This is a genomic window from Synechococcus sp. W55.1, from assembly GCF_047461655.1.
Lineage (GTDB): Bacteria > Cyanobacteriota > Cyanobacteriia > Thermostichales > Thermostichaceae > Thermostichus.
Genome location: NZ_JANSHN010000014.1, coordinates 23,433 through 37,298 on the forward strand (window position 1 = coordinate 23,433; position 13,866 = coordinate 37,298).

The following is a 13,866-nucleotide window of genomic DNA, read 5'->3' on the forward strand; positions in this document are numbered from 1 at the left end:
TACGATAGGGCCTCTCTCAGCCAACGGCTGACATAGTCTTCAACCCCTTCAAAATCAGATAGTCCAAAATGCTGGTGTTCTCCTCGCCGCGGTAGTTAAAATTGGAGCGCACCAACCACAGCCCCTTCTGAGTGCGGCAACAGAGGTTCAACAGCGTGCGGGCCAAAATGCGTTGACGCGCCTGTAAATCCCGCCCTGCATCGAAAACCTCCCCGTCCCACTCCGGCGTCAGCACACGGCTATTGTAGAGCACATGCCACAAAGAGCGGGACCAACTGGGGCTGGTGATATCAAACCAAAATTGGTAATCGGCCTCCAAACCCCGATTGATATAGGCCACCGGAGTTGCAACTACCAAGTAGCGGGAATAATCGGGTTCGAAGCGGCTGCTGCTGGGGGTTTGTCCCGAGCGGATCATGGCCAAAAAGGCGGGATCCCCTTCGGCAGGGAAGGCCTGACGAAACCGTTGTGCCGCTTCCATCAATACGCGCAGCAGCTCTTGATCCTGAGGGGAAGCAATCACCGAGGCCAAGTGATCGGCAAAAAACTGCTGGAAGAAAGCGGCCAATGAAGGGCCGGGACGATAGCCGCGCAGCCAATCGAACAGTCGCTGGTAGCGCTCCAGGTTGGCAAACCCCACCCGCTCCGGCTGCCGTACTGCTGTTCGGGGACGCAGAGAACGCCCCACCGGATCCCAGGTATCTTCGGCCAACAGAGCCGCCCGGATGGGATCCAGCCCCAGCACCCAGCTCAACATCAGCCGCCAAGCCGGCAAAGTAGGAAAAGCGCCCCACTCAGGGTGAGCCAATTCTGCTGCCGTCAGCACCGCCCGCACCAAAGGATAGCGGATCAAGGCCGGGAAGGGGGCAATCGGCAAAACCGGCACTTCCGACAACTGCTCCTGCAAGCTCAGGCTCACCCCCGCATCCATACGGGGCAGCAAAACAGCGATGCGATGGGCCGGGATCCCGGCCCCCAAAAGCCGGCGAATTTGGGCAACCATCGCCTCTACTGCCGCAAACTGGGTCTCTTCCTCCAGGGTTTGCACCAGCGGCAGCTCCCCCCCCTTCGGCTCAGGCAGCGGATGAGAAAACGGGGGATCCAGCACCCGCGCAATCTGCACCCCCAAGCGGATCATGCCTGCTGAAGCGCGATGGCTCCCCTCCAGAAACTGAACCTGCGTTTTTTCCATCAAGAAGTCGGCCACAGCTTCCGGGATCCCGGTCAAGGAAACCCCACCACCAAGGGTGTAGCTGAAAAATTGACTTTGCAGATGGGATTGCCCCTGCCGGTAAAACTCCAGCGCCACGGCACAACTGTCTTCCGCCTGATCTACAATCAGGTGATCCCACTCTTGCCAAAACTCCGCCAGCGGCAGGATGTGCTCGCCAAACAGCCGAATTTGCAGGCCAAAATCCAGGGATCCCAACCGAAGCGCTGCCTCCCACAGCCGACCCACACAGCAGCCCATTGCCTGCAAAGCCTCTGCCCGCCGCGGATCTGCCTCCTCGGGCCAAGCCCGGGCCAGCCGGGATCCCACCACCTCTGCCGGCAAACCCGAAGCCCCCGCAATATAAGCAGCACTGCTGATCTGATCCCAGATCTGGAACTCCTTGAGCCCGACCCCGGCAAAGGCTTCCCCATGCCGAGGGCACAAAGCGCAGGCTCGTTCGCAGAGAAATTGAGTGAGATCTTTGGCCAAGGGGATCGGCTCAAACTGAGGAGGCAACTGAGGAAGGCGGGCACACACCTGCGGCCAATGATCGGCCAGAGAGCGCCCAACCCGCTGCAAGAACGTCTCGATCCGCCACGGCCCCACCAAGCCCGAACTGGACTGCTGCAAGCGCCGCAACACCTCATCCGCTTGCCGTTGACTCCGCACCAAAAACAAGACCCGGCCCGGATCGGATCCCGCCTGCAACAAACTTCGATAGTGATCCACACAAGCCTGGGTCAGCCCACTGCCTGCCCAGCCCATCACACTTTTGAAGGGAGATGGCTTCCCCCGCCAATGGCTCTTTTCTTCCGCCTGAGCTGCTCTCGCCATTGCTGGCCTCCCCAACCAACCCATTTTCTCGGCAAAAGTCTGGACAAACGGGCCTTCGCTTCATTATGATCGTTTTCCGTTGCCAACTAAGCCCATCCGCTTTGGCGACCTGGTGCGCTGCTACCCCAGATACTGCCTCTTTGCAGGCAAGTCTGAGCAGCTCTTAGCAAAAGCAGTTTGGCGTGTAACTTTGGGGTGAACTAGGCGAGAGGATCAGCGTTGCCGATGCTGATCTTAGGCTCTGGGGACAGGGATCCCTGATTCTCCCTGCCTCGCTTTTTCGCCTGAGTTGGCAGACTCAGCCTTGTTCTGAGCTTTCTGCTGCCACGCTGTTGCTGTATGTCTATCCATCCGGCTGACTGAGCCATTGGCCTACAGCCCGCTTCGCGAAAGGTCGGCTGATTGTCGGAGTGAGTCGGCTCTGAATTGATGAAAGCGAGTCGTGCAGGCTCGATTGGAGGTTCTTGTGGCACTTGGCATCCTTGGAAGAAAAGTCGGCATGACCCAGATCTTCTCACCAGAGGGGCTGGCCATTCCGGTTACCGTCGTACAGGCGGGGCCTTGCACCGTGACCCAGATCAAAACCCAGGCCACAGACGGCTACAACGCCATTCAGTTGGGCTACTTGCCCACCACTGAAAAGCATCTCACGCGGGCGCAGCGGGGCCACCTCAGCAAAGCAGGGGTGACAGAGCTGCTGCGCCACCTGCGAGAGTTTCGCGTTGATCAGCCGGAAGCTTACCAATTGGGGCAGAAAATTACCGTCGAGATGTTTTCCCCCGGCCAGTTGGTGGATGTGGCAGGTACCTCCATCGGGCGAGGGTTTGCCGGCTATCAAAAGCGCCACCACTTCGGTCGTGGCCCCATGTCCCACGGCTCCAAAAACCACCGCCGACCGGGTTCCATTGGCGCCGGCACAACCCCAGGCCGCGTGTTTCCGGGGATGCGCATGGCAGGGCGGCTGGGAGGTGGCCGAGTCACCACCCGCAAATTGCAGTTGGTGCAGGTGGATCCGGAGCGGGATCTGTTGGTGATTAAGGGCTGCGTGCCCGGCGTAGAAGGAGGGCTGCTGGAGATCACCCCTGCCAAGCAGGTGGGCAACAAGCGTTAGGGGAGGGATCCCTGGGTGAAACCAAGGTTGACCGGCATCCGCAAAGACGAGGGAACCATGGCAAGTTGTGTGGTGAAAAATTGGCAAGGGGAAACGGTGGGCAGCGCGGAGCTGAGCCTTAAAGTTGCTCGTCCCGAAACAGCCGCCCACATCCTCTATCTGGCACTGCGCCGGCAGATGACCAATGCTCGTCAGGGCAACGCCCACACCAAGACCCGAGCTGAGGTGCGCGGCGGCGGTCGCAAGCCTTGGAAGCAGAAAGGCACCGGTCGGGCCCGTGCCGGCTCCATCCGCTCCCCACTTTGGCGCAAAGGGGGGGTGATCTTCGGCCCCCGCAAGCGGGAATACAACCTGGCCATGAACCGCAAAGAACGGCAACTGGCCCTGCGCACCGCTCTGCAAAGTCGGGTGGAAGACCTGATCGTCGTGGAGGATTTCCAGGAGCAGCTCAACCCGCCCAAAACCCGTGCTGTGGCCCAGGCTTTGCTGCGCTGGGGGGTGATGGAAGATCAATCGGCTCTGCTCATCGTTGCCGAACGCTCGGAAGCCGTAGAGCGGGCCGTGCGCAACATCGCCCGCGTTAAGCTGATCGGCCTGGATCAGATCAACGTTTTCGATCTGCTCAACGTCGATTGGGTGCTGATCACCGTTTCTGCCCTAGAGCAGCTCAAGGCCCGTTGGGGATCCGACGCTGCGCCGGCAGTTCTGGAGACTCCCTCTGAGGATGCACCTCAGGCCGACATAGCCGAAGATCAGGCCCTGCCCGGAGATGGGCCGGAAGATCAGGCCGTTCCAGAAAGCGAACACGAGGAAGCAGAGCAAACCCCAGCCCAACCTGAGGCCCAGGAAAACCAAGCTGCCCTCCAAGGACGTCCAGCAGATCCGCAGGGGCCAGAAGAGCAAACCGAAGAGCCCCAAGATCCAGCAGAAGAACTGGCTCAAGGAGCAGAGCCGTCAACGGTAGAAGAGGCCGAAGCAGCCCCAGCAGAGGAGGAAAGCGATGACTGAGAGCAAGCGGATCCTGGCCGACGTCCTGTTGCGCCCCGTCATCACCGAAAAGGCAACCGCCTTGATGGAGCAGCGCAAATATGTCTTTGAAGTGCTGCCCACCGCCACCAAGCCGCTCATCCAAGCTGCCGTCGAAGAAATGTTCCGCGTGCGAGTTACTTCCGTCAACACCCTGAAGCTCCCGCGCAAGCAACGGCGGGTGGGCCGCTTTGTGGGCTACCGCACCCGTCCCAAGCGAGCCATCGTGACCTTGGCGGAGGGAGATTCCATCACCCTCTTCCCGGACACCTGAACGCCCCTTTTGAGCTGTTGTTGTCCCGTCCCCCACCCCTACCTGAGCCATGGGCATTCGTACTCTCCGACCCTACACCCCCAGCACCCGTCACATGACGGTCTCTGACTTCGAGGAGCTGTCCCGTGACGAGAACGGCAAGCGGCCCAGACCGGAAAAGTCGCTGCTGCAATTTATTCACCGCAAGAAAGGGCGCAACAACCGTGGCGTCATCACCTGCCGGCACCGCGGTGGTGGCCACAAGCGGCTTTACCGCATCATCGACTTCCGTCGCGACAAGCGGGGGATCCCGGCGACCGTCAAAACTGTGGAGTACGATCCCAACCGTAGCGCCCACATCTGCCTGGTGGAATACGAAGACGGCGAGAAACGCTACATCCTCGCTCCCCGCAACCTACAGGTGGGAGCCACCATCATGGCCGGGCCAGAGGCCCCCTTTGAGATCGGCAATGCCATGCCCCTGGAGCGGATCCCCTTGGGAACGGTGGTTCACAATGTGGAGCTGTATCCCGGTCGCGGCGGGCAGATCGTTCGCGCCGCCGGGGCTGGCGCTCAAGTGGTGGCCAGAGAAGGCAAATATGTCTCCCTCAAGCTGCCCTCCGGCGAAGTCCGCATGATCCGCGGCGAGTGCTACGCCACCATCGGCCAACTGGGCAACGTTGACCACAACAACATCAGCCTGGGCAAGGCGGGTCGTAGCCGTTGGTTGGGGCGCCGTCCCAAGGTGCGTGGCTCGGTGATGAACCCTGTGGATCATCCCCATGGCGGCGGGGAAGGGCGAGCCCCCATAGGCCGCAGTACCCCTGTCACCCCTTGGGGCAAGCCCACCCTGGGGTACAAGACCCGCAAACGCAACAAGCCCAGCAACAAATTCATCGTGCGCGGTCGCCGTCGCGGAGGCCGCCGGGACAAGGGCGGAAGGGCTGCTCAGTAGCCGCTGGCCATTCGCTCCCCGAAGCTTTTTCGACAGTGAATTGCTTATCAAACGGTTGAGGTTCTTATGGGACGTTCGCTGAAAAAAGGCCCCTTTGTGGATGCCAAGCTGCTTCTCAAGGTGGAGAAGATGAACGAGCGCAACGAGAAACACCTGATCAAGACTTGGTCGCGGGCCAGCACCATCTTGCCCGTCATGATCGGTCACACCATCGCTGTTCACAACGGCAAGCAACATGTGCCCATCTACATCACTGACCAGATGGTGGGTCACAAGCTGGGGGAATTTGTCCCCACCCGTACCTTCCGTGGCCACGCGGGTAGCGACAAAAAAGCCGCCCGCCGTTGAGATAAACAACGAGTAGGACAGTATTGAGCAGGAGGGAGAGCGCCATGGCTGATTCATCCCCTGAGGTTAAAGCGGTAGCCCGCTACATCCGCATGTCCCCCTTCAAAGTGCGGCGGGTGCTGGATCAGATCCGCGGGCGCACCTATGCCGATGCCCTCATCCTGCTGGAGTTCATGCCCTACGCTGCCTGTGAGCCGGTTCGTAAGGTGCTGCGCTCAGCGGTGGCCAACGCAGAGCACAACAACGGCCTGGATCCCCGGGATCTGGTGATCAGCCAAGCCTACGCCGATCAGGGTCCTGTGCTGAAACGGTTTCGCCCCCGCGCCCAAGGGCGGGCCTACCCCATTCGCAAGCGCACCTGCCACATCACCATCGCCGTCCGGCCCATAGGAGCTGAAGTGGTGACAGCTTCCTAACCTTCCGTATTCCCAGACCTCTACCCCTTAACCACCATGGGACAGAAGATCCACCCCACCGGTTTCCGCCTCGGCGTGATTAAAGAACATCGCAGCCGCTGGTTTGCCGATCCGGCCCGCTATCCAGCCCTGTTACAGGAGGATGATCAGATTCGCACCTACCTGACCCAGCAATTGAGCAGTGCTGGCTTGGCCGATATCCAAATTGAACGCAAAGCAGATCAAATTGACCTAGAGATCCGCGCTGCTCGCCCTGGGGTGGTCGTGGGTCGGGGCGGATCCGGCCTAGAGACTTTGCGCCAAGGTCTGCAAAAAGAGCTGAGTTCACGAGGTGGCGGCGAACGAACCATTCGCATCAATGTAGTAGAGGTCACCCGTGCCGACGCCGAAGCGACCTTGCTGGCGGAAAATATCGCCCAACAGTTGGAACGGCGGATTGCTTTTCGCCGCATCGTGCGCCAGGTAATCCAACGGGCCCAGCGGGCAGGCGTACAAGGGATCAAAATCCAAATTGCCGGTCGTCTCAACGGGGCCGAGATCGCCCGCACCGAATGGACGCGGGAGGGGCGGATCCCTTTGCACACCTTGCGGGCCGACATCGACTACGCCGAGCACCTCGCCCATACCACCTTCGGCATCATCGGAGTCAAAGTTTGGGTCTTCAAAGGGGAAGTTCTGCCCGGGCAGGAACGTCACGAACAAAAGTTTCCCCTGCAACAGCCCAAACGTCGGCAGCAGCGGCGGCGGCCCACCTTTGAAGATCGCTCGGCTCAAGCAGAGGCTTGACCGCCGGTTTGGCAATGCCCAGGGATCCCCATCAGTTACCCATGATTGAGGAACGGCCATGTTAAGCCCCAAACGCACCAAATACCGCAAGCAGCAGCGCGGGCGCATGAAAGGCAAAGCGACCCGTGGCAACCGCATCAACTTTGGGGAATACGGCCTTGTGGCCCTAGAACCCGCCTGGATTACAGCTCGACAGATCGAAGCCAGCCGTCGGGCCATGACCCGCTATGTTCGGCGGGGTGGCCAAATCTGGATTCGCATCTTTCCCGACAAGCCCGTTACTCAGCGAGCTGCTGAAACCCGCATGGGATCCGGCAAAGGCAACCCTGAGTACTGGGTTTGTGTCGTCAAGCCGGGCCGTATCCTCTTCGAAATGGGGGGAGTGGCAGAGCCCATCGCCCGCGAGGCCATGCGCCTTGCCGCCCAGAAGCTGCCCATTAAGGTCAAGTTTGTAACCAAAGCCGACTTTGAAAAGCCAGAGCCCGCCCAGGCAACGGCTTCAGAGGTGGCCACCAGCAGTGTATGAGGAGAGTTCAGCCATGCCCATGCCCAAAATTGCTGATGCCCGTGCTTTATCGGACGAAGAGCTGAGCAACGAAATCTACGCCGTCAAGAAAGAGCTGTTTGAGCTGCGTTTGCAGCAGGCCACGCGGCAGTTGAACCAGCCCCATCTCATCCGGCTGCGCAAACACAAGCTGGCGCAACTACTAACTGTGGAGGGAGAGCGTAAGCGGGGCAAACGCCCAACCAAGGAGGAGTAATGGCTGTTCGGGAGAAGATTGGCATTGTGGTCAGCAACAAGATGCAAAAAACGGTGGTTGTTGCTGTGGAAAATCGAGTTGCTCACCCGAAGTACGGCAAGATCGTCGTCAAGACCAAGAAGTTTAAGGCCCACGACGAGGAAAACCGCTGTCAAGAAGGGGATCTGGTGCGCATCACGGAAACCCGTCCCCTTAGCCGCACCAAGCGTTGGCAAGTTGCCGAAATCCTGAGGGAGGTGAAGAAACTATGATTCAGCAGCAAACTATGCTGACGGTGGCCGACAACACCGGTGCTCGCAAGATGATGTGTATTCGCGTGCTGGGCAGCAGTGGCCGTCGCTACGCCAGCTTGGGCGATGTGATCATTGGTGTCGTCAAGGATGCCCTGCCCAACATGCCTGTCAAAAAATCCGATGTCGTCAAGGCTGTTGTCATCCGCACTGTCGACACAGTACGTCGCCCCGACGGCATGTGCATCCGCTTCGACGACAACGCCGCCGTGATCATCAACAACGACGGCAACCCCCGTGGAACTCGCGTTTTCGGCCCTGTAGCCCGTGAGCTGCGGGAGAAAAACTTCACCAAGATCATCTCCCTTGCCCCGGAGGTACTCTGATGGTTCGCCCCCTCAAACCCAGCCAAATTCGGCGCTTAGTTCGGCGACCGGGCATTCGCAAGCACCGCAACAGCCTGCGCTACAAAATGCGTATCAAGCAAGGGGATACCGTGCAGGTGATCTCCGGCGATGATAAAGGCAAAATCGGCGAGGTGCTGCGGGTCTTTCCCGAACGCAACATGGTTTTGGTGGAAGGGGTTAACATTGTTACCTACCACCGCAAACCTCAGCGAGAAGGGGAAAGTGGCCGGATTGAGACCAAGGAAGCCCCCATTCCCGTCTGCAAAGTGATGGCCTATTCCAAGAAGCAGGAAGTGGCCAGCCGCATCGGCTATCAAATCACCGCCGATGGTCGCAAAGTCCGCGTCCTTAAGAAAACAGGCGAGATCCTCGACTAGGCATTACATTCTTTTTTCCATCATTGGTTTGGCTCTGACCCAGCCCAGAGCCGCAAGGAGAAGCCACCATGCCCCAACGTCTGCAAATCCTCTACAACACCGTCATCGTCCCCAAGCTGCAAAAGGAGTTGGGCTACACCAACATCCACCAGGTGCCCCGCCTGGAGAAGATCGTCATCAACCGCGGCTTGGGGGAAGCTTCCCAAAATGCCAAGGCTCTGGAATCTTCCATTGCCGAGATCAGCGCCATCACCGGTCAGCGTCCGGTGATCACCCGCGCCAAAAAGGCAATTGCCAGCTTCAAGATTCGCAAGGGCATGCCGGTTGGCCTGATGGTAACCCTACGGCGGGAGCGCATGTATGCGTTTTTGGATCGCCTGATCAACATTGCTCTGCCCCGTATCCGTGACTTCCGCGGCGTCAGCCCCAAAGCCTTTGATGGACGAGGCAACTACACCCTGGGCATCCGCGAACAACTGATTTTTCCCGAAATCAACTATGACTCTGTAGATCAGTTGCGAGGTATGGATATTTCAATTGTGACCACTGCTAAAACCGACGAAGAGGGCCGTGCCCTGCTCAAAGCGTTTGGCATGCCCTTTGCCTCCTAGGTTGCCCACCCTGACTTTTCTTGATCTGCATCGATCTTCCGAGGAGCACTGACCCACCGATGGCCCACACCAACGACACGATCGCCGATATGCTCACCCGCATTCGCAATGCCACCATGGCTCGGCACGAGTCGGTGGCAGTTCCGGCCACACGCATGACCCGCAGCATCGCTCGCGTTCTTCATGAGGAAGGGTTTGTCAGCGAATGGAAAGAGGAGGGAGAAGGGATCCAAGCCCGGGTGGTGTTGCGATTGAAGTACAAAGGCAAAGGCCGCAACTGCAGGCCCATCATCAATGGTCTAAAGCGGGTGAGCCGACCGGGTCTGCGGGTTTACCGCAACCACAAAGAGCTGCCCCGAGTGCTGGGAGGAATTGGAATTGCCATCATCTCCACCTCCAACGGCATTATGACCGACCGGGAGGCTCGTAAGCAGGGCATTGGCGGCGAAGTCCTCTGCCTTGTCTACTAGACATTAAGTTTTCTCTGGTCAGGAGTTTTTCCCATGTCCCGTATTGGTAGACGCCCCATCGCCCTTCCTGCCAAGGTGGAGATCCAGATCGACGGCCAACACATTGCAGTGAAAGGCCCGAAAGGTCAACTGTCCCGCAGTTTACCGCCCTTGATCACAGTCCAGCAAAACGCTCAGACGCTCACAGTCAGCCGTCTCAACGATTCTCGGCCTGCCCGCCAACTCCACGGCCTTTGCCGCACCTTGGTCGCCAACATGGTCGATGGAGTATCCAAGGGATTTGAGCGGCGGCTGGAATTGGTGGGCGTGGGCTACCGGGCTGCCATCCAAGGCAGCAAGTTGGTTTTGAACGTTGGCTACAGCCATCCTGTGGAGATCCCCTTTCCCCCTGGCATCCAAATTGCCGTTGAGGGAAACAACATCATTGTTGTCTCAGGCACAGATAAAGAACTGGTGGGCAATACTGCCGCCCGTATCCGAGCCGTCCGGCCCCCAGAGCCCTACAAGGGGAAAGGGATCCGTTATCTAGGGGAACAAGTTCGCCGCAAGGCAGGTAAATCGGGGAAAGCGAAGAAGTGAATAGCCTATGAAAGCCAGCCGCAAAATCACCACCCAACGTCGTCATCGGCGCATTCGCCGCAAAGTCTTCGGCACTGCCGAGCGGCCTCGCCTGGCCGTGTTTCGCTCCCATCGACACATCTACGCCCAGGTGATCGACGATGTAGCCCAGCATACCTTAGCCTCCGCCTCCACCTTGGACAGGGAGCTGCGCGAAAAATTCAAAGAAACCGGGACGGCTACTCAAGAAGCGGCTGCCTTGGTGGGCCGCTCAGTTGCCGAACGAGCCTTACAGATGGGCATTTCCCGCGTGGTTTTCGATCGGGGGGGCAAGCTTTATCACGGGCGCGTTCAAGCCCTGGCAGAAGCTGCCCGAGAAGCAGGGTTACAGTTCTAGCTACTGAGGACACAGCACATGGCTGAGCAGAGGGAACGTCGCAGAAGCAAGAAAAGCCGCGAAGAGCAGCCCACGGAGTGGCAAGAGCGGGTCATCCAGATTCGGCGCGTCACCAAGGTGGTCAAGGGCGGCAAGAAGTTGAGCTTCCGCGCTGTGGTGGTGGTCGGCAACGAGCGCGGCCAAGTCGGGGTTGGCGTAGGCAAAGCCAACGACGTGATTGGAGCAGTACGCAAGGGGGTTGTGGACGGTAAAAAGCACCTCATTGAGGTGCCCCTCACCAAAGGTTTGTCCGTACCCCATCCCATGCAGGGGGCAGGCGGCGGTGCCACCGTCTTGGTCATGCCAGCAGCTCCCGGCACAGGCGTCATCGCAGGGGGGGCAGTCCGCACCGTTCTGGAGCTGGCGGGTGTACGCAACAGCTTGGCCAAGCAACTGGGATCCAGCAACCCCCTCAACAATGCCCGTGCTACCATCGATGCGCTGCGGCGGATGCGTACCTTTAAGCAGGTGGCCCAAGACCGAGACATCGATGTGCGCCGCCTACTTGGCAAGTGATGGACAGGTATATCGAGCAAGTGAGCTAGAGGTAGCCATGCGACTGGAAGACATTCGGCCTCAAGCAGGTTCGACGCGGCGGCGGCGGCGGCTAGGTCGTGGCGTTTCTGCCGGGCAGGGGGCCTCCTGTGGCAAGGGGATGCGGGGGCAAAAGGCCCGCAAGGGGGGTGGTACACGACCCGGCTTTGAAGGGGGGCAGACTCCCCTCTACCGGCGTTTGCCCAAGCTTAAGCATTTCCCCCGCTACACGCGGCGTCTGGAATACACCCTGGTCAACCTGCGCGCCTTGGCGGATCTGCCTGCCGGCAGCGAGGTCAGCCTGCAAAGCTTAATGGAACGAGGGATCGTCACCACCAACGATGGCCCGCTGAAGATCTTGGGAGATGGGGAAGTCAGCGTGCCCCTGACGATCAGGGCGGCGGCTATTACCGCTTCAGCCAAAGCCAAGATCGAGGCAGCCGGAGGTCGGGTGGAAATCTTGGGATCCTAGACCGCCCCTTCCCGCTGCTCTGGCCGGCTTCTGTGGGAAGTTGCTGAGTTGCACTTTCTCTGGATTTACTTTGATTTTGCCGACTGCACCACCGGCAGCGTAGAGTGGTAGATAGCTCACCTTACCTTTTGCTCCCGCGAGATTCTCTTCCCTATGGTTGACACACGAGGCTCCGCCCCTTCTGCCCAAGAGACTTTTATGCAGATGGCTATGGCCTCTGGCCTGCGCAGCCGTCTGTTTCTCACCTTGGGCTTGCTGCTGCTGGTCAGAGTGGGCATTTACATCCCCATTCCCGGTATCGATCGGGCCCGCTTTGCCGCCGAAGCTGCCAATAGTCCTGTGTTTGGCCTGCTGGATGTCTTCTCCGGCGGGGGGATTTCTGCTTTGGGGATCTTTGCCCTTGGGATCCTGCCCTTCATCAACGCCTCGATCATCATGCAGTTGCTGATCCCGGCCATTCCGGCCTTAGAGAACCTGCAGAAAAACGAGGGAGAACAGGGGCGGCGGCAGATTTCTCAATACACCCGCTATGTCACCTTGGGCTGGGCCATTATCCAGGGCATTGGCATTTCCTTTTGGGTGCGGGAGTTTGCCAGTACCACCAATGAGTTGGCCTTCATGGCCTCCACCACCCTGGCTCTGGCGGCGGGATCCCTGTTTGTGATGTGGCTGGGAGAGATGATCACGGAGAAGGGGGTGGGAAGTGGCCCTTCGCTGTTGATCTTCATCAACATTGTTGCCACTCTGCCCCGTGCCCTTGGACAGACCATCAGCTTGGCCCGTGCCGATAGCAGCACTATCGGTGGCATCTTGCTGTTGACAGCAATCTTTTTGGCCACCATTGTCGGCATTGTCTTCATCCAAGAGGGCAGCCGCAAGATCCCGATCGTCTATGCCAAGCGCCAGGTGGGCAACAAGCTGTTCCGCGAGCAGAAAAGCTATCTGCCCCTGAGGCTGAACCAGGGGGGGGTGATGCCGATCATCTTCGCCTACTCGGTGATGTCTCTGCCTTTGGCCTTGGCCCAGTACACCCAAAACCTGACCTTGGTGCAGGTGGCCAACTTCCTATCCCCCACCTCCTGGTTCTACATTCCCTTCTATTTCGTGCTGATCCTCTTTTTCAGCTACTTCTACACCTCTTTGCTCATCAACCCGGTGGATCTGGCTCAGAACTTGAAGAAGATGGGAGCCAGCATTCCGGGAATACGTCCGGGCAAGGCCACTGCTGAGTATGTCGAAGGGATCCTCAATCGGCTGACGCTGCTGGGGGCTTTGTTCCTGTGCGCGGTGGCCATCATCCCGACGACGGTGGAACGGGCAACCGGCATCACCACTTTCCAAGGTTTGGGGGCGACCTCGCTGCTGATTTTGGTGGGGGTGGCGATTGAGACCTCCAAGCAGATCCAGACTTATGTCATCTCACAACGCTACGAAGGGATGGTCAAACAGTAGTGCCGAGGTTGATCTTTCTGGGGCCGCCGGGGGCGGGCAAAGGTACACAGGCGGAGCGGCTGGCGGCCATCTACCACACGCCCAAAATTTCCACGGGCGATCTGCTGCGGGCCGAGGTCAAGGCTCAGACACCGCTGGGATGCCAAGCCAAAGCTTACATGGATGCGGGAGAGCTGGTGCCCGACGAGGTGCTGATCGGAATGGTGAAGGGGCAGTTGCAGCAATCTCCGGAGCAGGGCTGGATCCTAGATGGATTTCCTCGCACCTTAGCCCAGGCAGAGGCCTTGGAAGAGCTGCTGCAAGAGCTGGGACAAGATTACGACTACGTCCTCAACTTGGAGGTGCCGGATGAGGTGGTGGTGGCCCGGCTGCTGGCCCGGGGCAAGGAACAGGGGCGCAGCGATGATGCGGATCGGTCGGTGATTCTCAAGCGTCTGGAGGTCTATCGGCAGCAGACGGCTCCCCTAATTGATTTTTATGAGGCCAAGGGGCGCTTGCAGCGGGTCAACGGCAACCAGCCGATGGAATCCGTACAGGAACATCTGCAGGCTCTTTTGGAAGGCTTCAGGAGGACGGCGTGATCAGAGCAGGAGCTGGAAATCCCTCCCAGCGGCGG

The 13,866-nt window shown here is 59.2% G+C and carries 20 protein-coding genes and 1 pseudogene; 20 read left to right on the forward strand and 1 reads right to left on the reverse strand.

Going from position 1 to position 13,866, the window contains the following annotated elements:
* Positions 1-16: 16 nt before the first annotated feature.
* Entirely contained in the window at positions 17-2,047 is a 2,031-nt protein-coding gene (locus tag NW816_RS08435) for a hypothetical protein (protein WP_414408864.1), read from the reverse strand.
* 466 nt (positions 2,048-2,513) lie between these two features.
* Between NW816_RS08435 and rplC the strand changes: the two genes are divergently transcribed.
* From rplC to NW816_RS08535, 20 genes and pseudogenes are all read left to right on the forward strand, one after another.
* Positions 2,514-3,158: a 50S ribosomal protein L3 gene (rplC, locus tag NW816_RS08440; RefSeq protein WP_414344285.1), complete on the forward strand. Its 645-nt coding sequence runs from the start codon at positions 2,514-2,516 to the stop codon at positions 3,156-3,158.
* A gap of 57 nt (positions 3,159-3,215) precedes the next feature.
* Positions 3,216-3,842, forward strand: a pseudogene (rplD, locus tag NW816_RS08445) (50S ribosomal protein L4); the annotation flags it as partial.
* A gap of 316 nt (positions 3,843-4,158) precedes the next feature.
* Positions 4,159-4,458: a 50S ribosomal protein L23 gene (locus tag NW816_RS08450; protein WP_414408865.1), complete on the forward strand. Its 300-nt coding sequence runs from the start codon at positions 4,159-4,161 to the stop codon at positions 4,456-4,458.
* Positions 4,459-4,507: 49 nt separating this feature from the next.
* On the forward strand, positions 4,508-5,392 hold the full coding sequence (rplB, locus tag NW816_RS08455; RefSeq protein ID WP_414374544.1) for a 50S ribosomal protein L2: 885 nt from the start codon (positions 4,508-4,510) through the stop codon (positions 5,390-5,392).
* Positions 5,393-5,458: 66 nt separating this feature from the next.
* Complete coding sequence (gene rpsS / locus NW816_RS08460) at positions 5,459-5,740, forward strand: 30S ribosomal protein S19 (protein ID WP_011434156.1); 282 nt, start codon at positions 5,459-5,461, stop codon at positions 5,738-5,740.
* Between the two features lie 44 nt (positions 5,741-5,784).
* Positions 5,785-6,156, forward strand: coding sequence for a 50S ribosomal protein L22 (gene rplV / locus NW816_RS08465; RefSeq protein ID WP_414355949.1), 372 nt, complete (start codon positions 5,785-5,787; stop codon positions 6,154-6,156).
* A gap of 36 nt (positions 6,157-6,192) precedes the next feature.
* The gene (gene rpsC, locus NW816_RS08470; protein WP_414355948.1) at positions 6,193-6,942 is read left to right on the forward strand and encodes a 30S ribosomal protein S3; all 750 of its coding nucleotides are present in this window, start codon (positions 6,193-6,195) and stop codon (positions 6,940-6,942) included.
* 58 nt (positions 6,943-7,000) lie between these two features.
* Positions 7,001-7,468, forward strand: coding sequence for a 50S ribosomal protein L16 (gene rplP, locus NW816_RS08475; RefSeq protein ID WP_011434159.1), 468 nt, complete (start codon positions 7,001-7,003; stop codon positions 7,466-7,468).
* A gap of 13 nt (positions 7,469-7,481) precedes the next feature.
* The gene (gene rpmC, locus NW816_RS08480; RefSeq protein ID WP_011434160.1) at positions 7,482-7,703 is read left to right on the forward strand and encodes a 50S ribosomal protein L29; all 222 of its coding nucleotides are present in this window, start codon (positions 7,482-7,484) and stop codon (positions 7,701-7,703) included.
* Positions 7,703-7,954 carry a 30S ribosomal protein S17 gene (rpsQ, locus tag NW816_RS08485; protein ID WP_011434161.1) on the forward strand — a complete coding sequence of 84 codons (252 nt, stop codon included), beginning with the start codon at positions 7,703-7,705 and terminating at the stop codon, positions 7,952-7,954. Before rpmC ends, rpsQ begins: the two co-directional genes overlap by 1 nt.
* Positions 7,951-8,319 carry a 50S ribosomal protein L14 gene (gene rplN / locus NW816_RS08490; RefSeq protein ID WP_011434162.1) on the forward strand — a complete coding sequence of 123 codons (369 nt, stop codon included), beginning with the start codon at positions 7,951-7,953 and terminating at the stop codon, positions 8,317-8,319. The genes rpsQ and rplN overlap by 4 nt, the downstream gene beginning before the upstream one ends.
* Positions 8,319-8,717 (forward strand): 50S ribosomal protein L24, encoded by a 399-nt coding sequence (gene rplX, locus NW816_RS08495; protein WP_011434163.1) that lies wholly within the window; start codon positions 8,319-8,321, stop codon positions 8,715-8,717. The genes rplN and rplX overlap by 1 nt, the downstream gene beginning before the upstream one ends.
* 68 nt (positions 8,718-8,785) lie before the next feature.
* Entirely contained in the window at positions 8,786-9,328 is a 543-nt protein-coding gene (gene rplE / locus NW816_RS08500; RefSeq protein ID WP_414355946.1) for a 50S ribosomal protein L5, read from the forward strand.
* Between the two features lie 59 nt (positions 9,329-9,387).
* Positions 9,388-9,798 (forward strand): 30S ribosomal protein S8, encoded by a 411-nt coding sequence (rpsH, locus tag NW816_RS08505; protein WP_011434165.1) that lies wholly within the window; start codon positions 9,388-9,390, stop codon positions 9,796-9,798.
* A 33-nt stretch (positions 9,799-9,831) separates the two neighbouring features.
* The gene (gene rplF / locus NW816_RS08510) at positions 9,832-10,377 is read left to right on the forward strand and encodes a 50S ribosomal protein L6 (RefSeq protein WP_414355944.1); all 546 of its coding nucleotides are present in this window, start codon (positions 9,832-9,834) and stop codon (positions 10,375-10,377) included.
* A gap of 7 nt (positions 10,378-10,384) precedes the next feature.
* Complete coding sequence (rplR, locus tag NW816_RS08515; protein ID WP_414355943.1) at positions 10,385-10,753, forward strand: 50S ribosomal protein L18; 369 nt, start codon at positions 10,385-10,387, stop codon at positions 10,751-10,753.
* 18 nt (positions 10,754-10,771) lie between these two features.
* Positions 10,772-11,308: a 30S ribosomal protein S5 gene (rpsE, locus tag NW816_RS08520; protein WP_414344276.1), complete on the forward strand. Its 537-nt coding sequence runs from the start codon at positions 10,772-10,774 to the stop codon at positions 11,306-11,308.
* 37 nt (positions 11,309-11,345) lie between these two features.
* The gene (gene rplO, locus NW816_RS08525; protein WP_414355942.1) at positions 11,346-11,798 is read left to right on the forward strand and encodes a 50S ribosomal protein L15; all 453 of its coding nucleotides are present in this window, start codon (positions 11,346-11,348) and stop codon (positions 11,796-11,798) included.
* Between the two features lie 153 nt (positions 11,799-11,951).
* On the forward strand, positions 11,952-13,250 hold the full coding sequence (gene secY / locus NW816_RS08530; RefSeq protein ID WP_414408866.1) for a preprotein translocase subunit SecY: 1,299 nt from the start codon (positions 11,952-11,954) through the stop codon (positions 13,248-13,250).
* Positions 13,250-13,831, forward strand: a complete 582-nt coding sequence (locus tag NW816_RS08535) for an adenylate kinase (protein WP_414408867.1) — start codon at positions 13,250-13,252, stop codon at positions 13,829-13,831. The genes secY and NW816_RS08535 overlap by 1 nt, the downstream gene beginning before the upstream one ends.
* Positions 13,832-13,866: the final 35 nt, after the last annotated feature.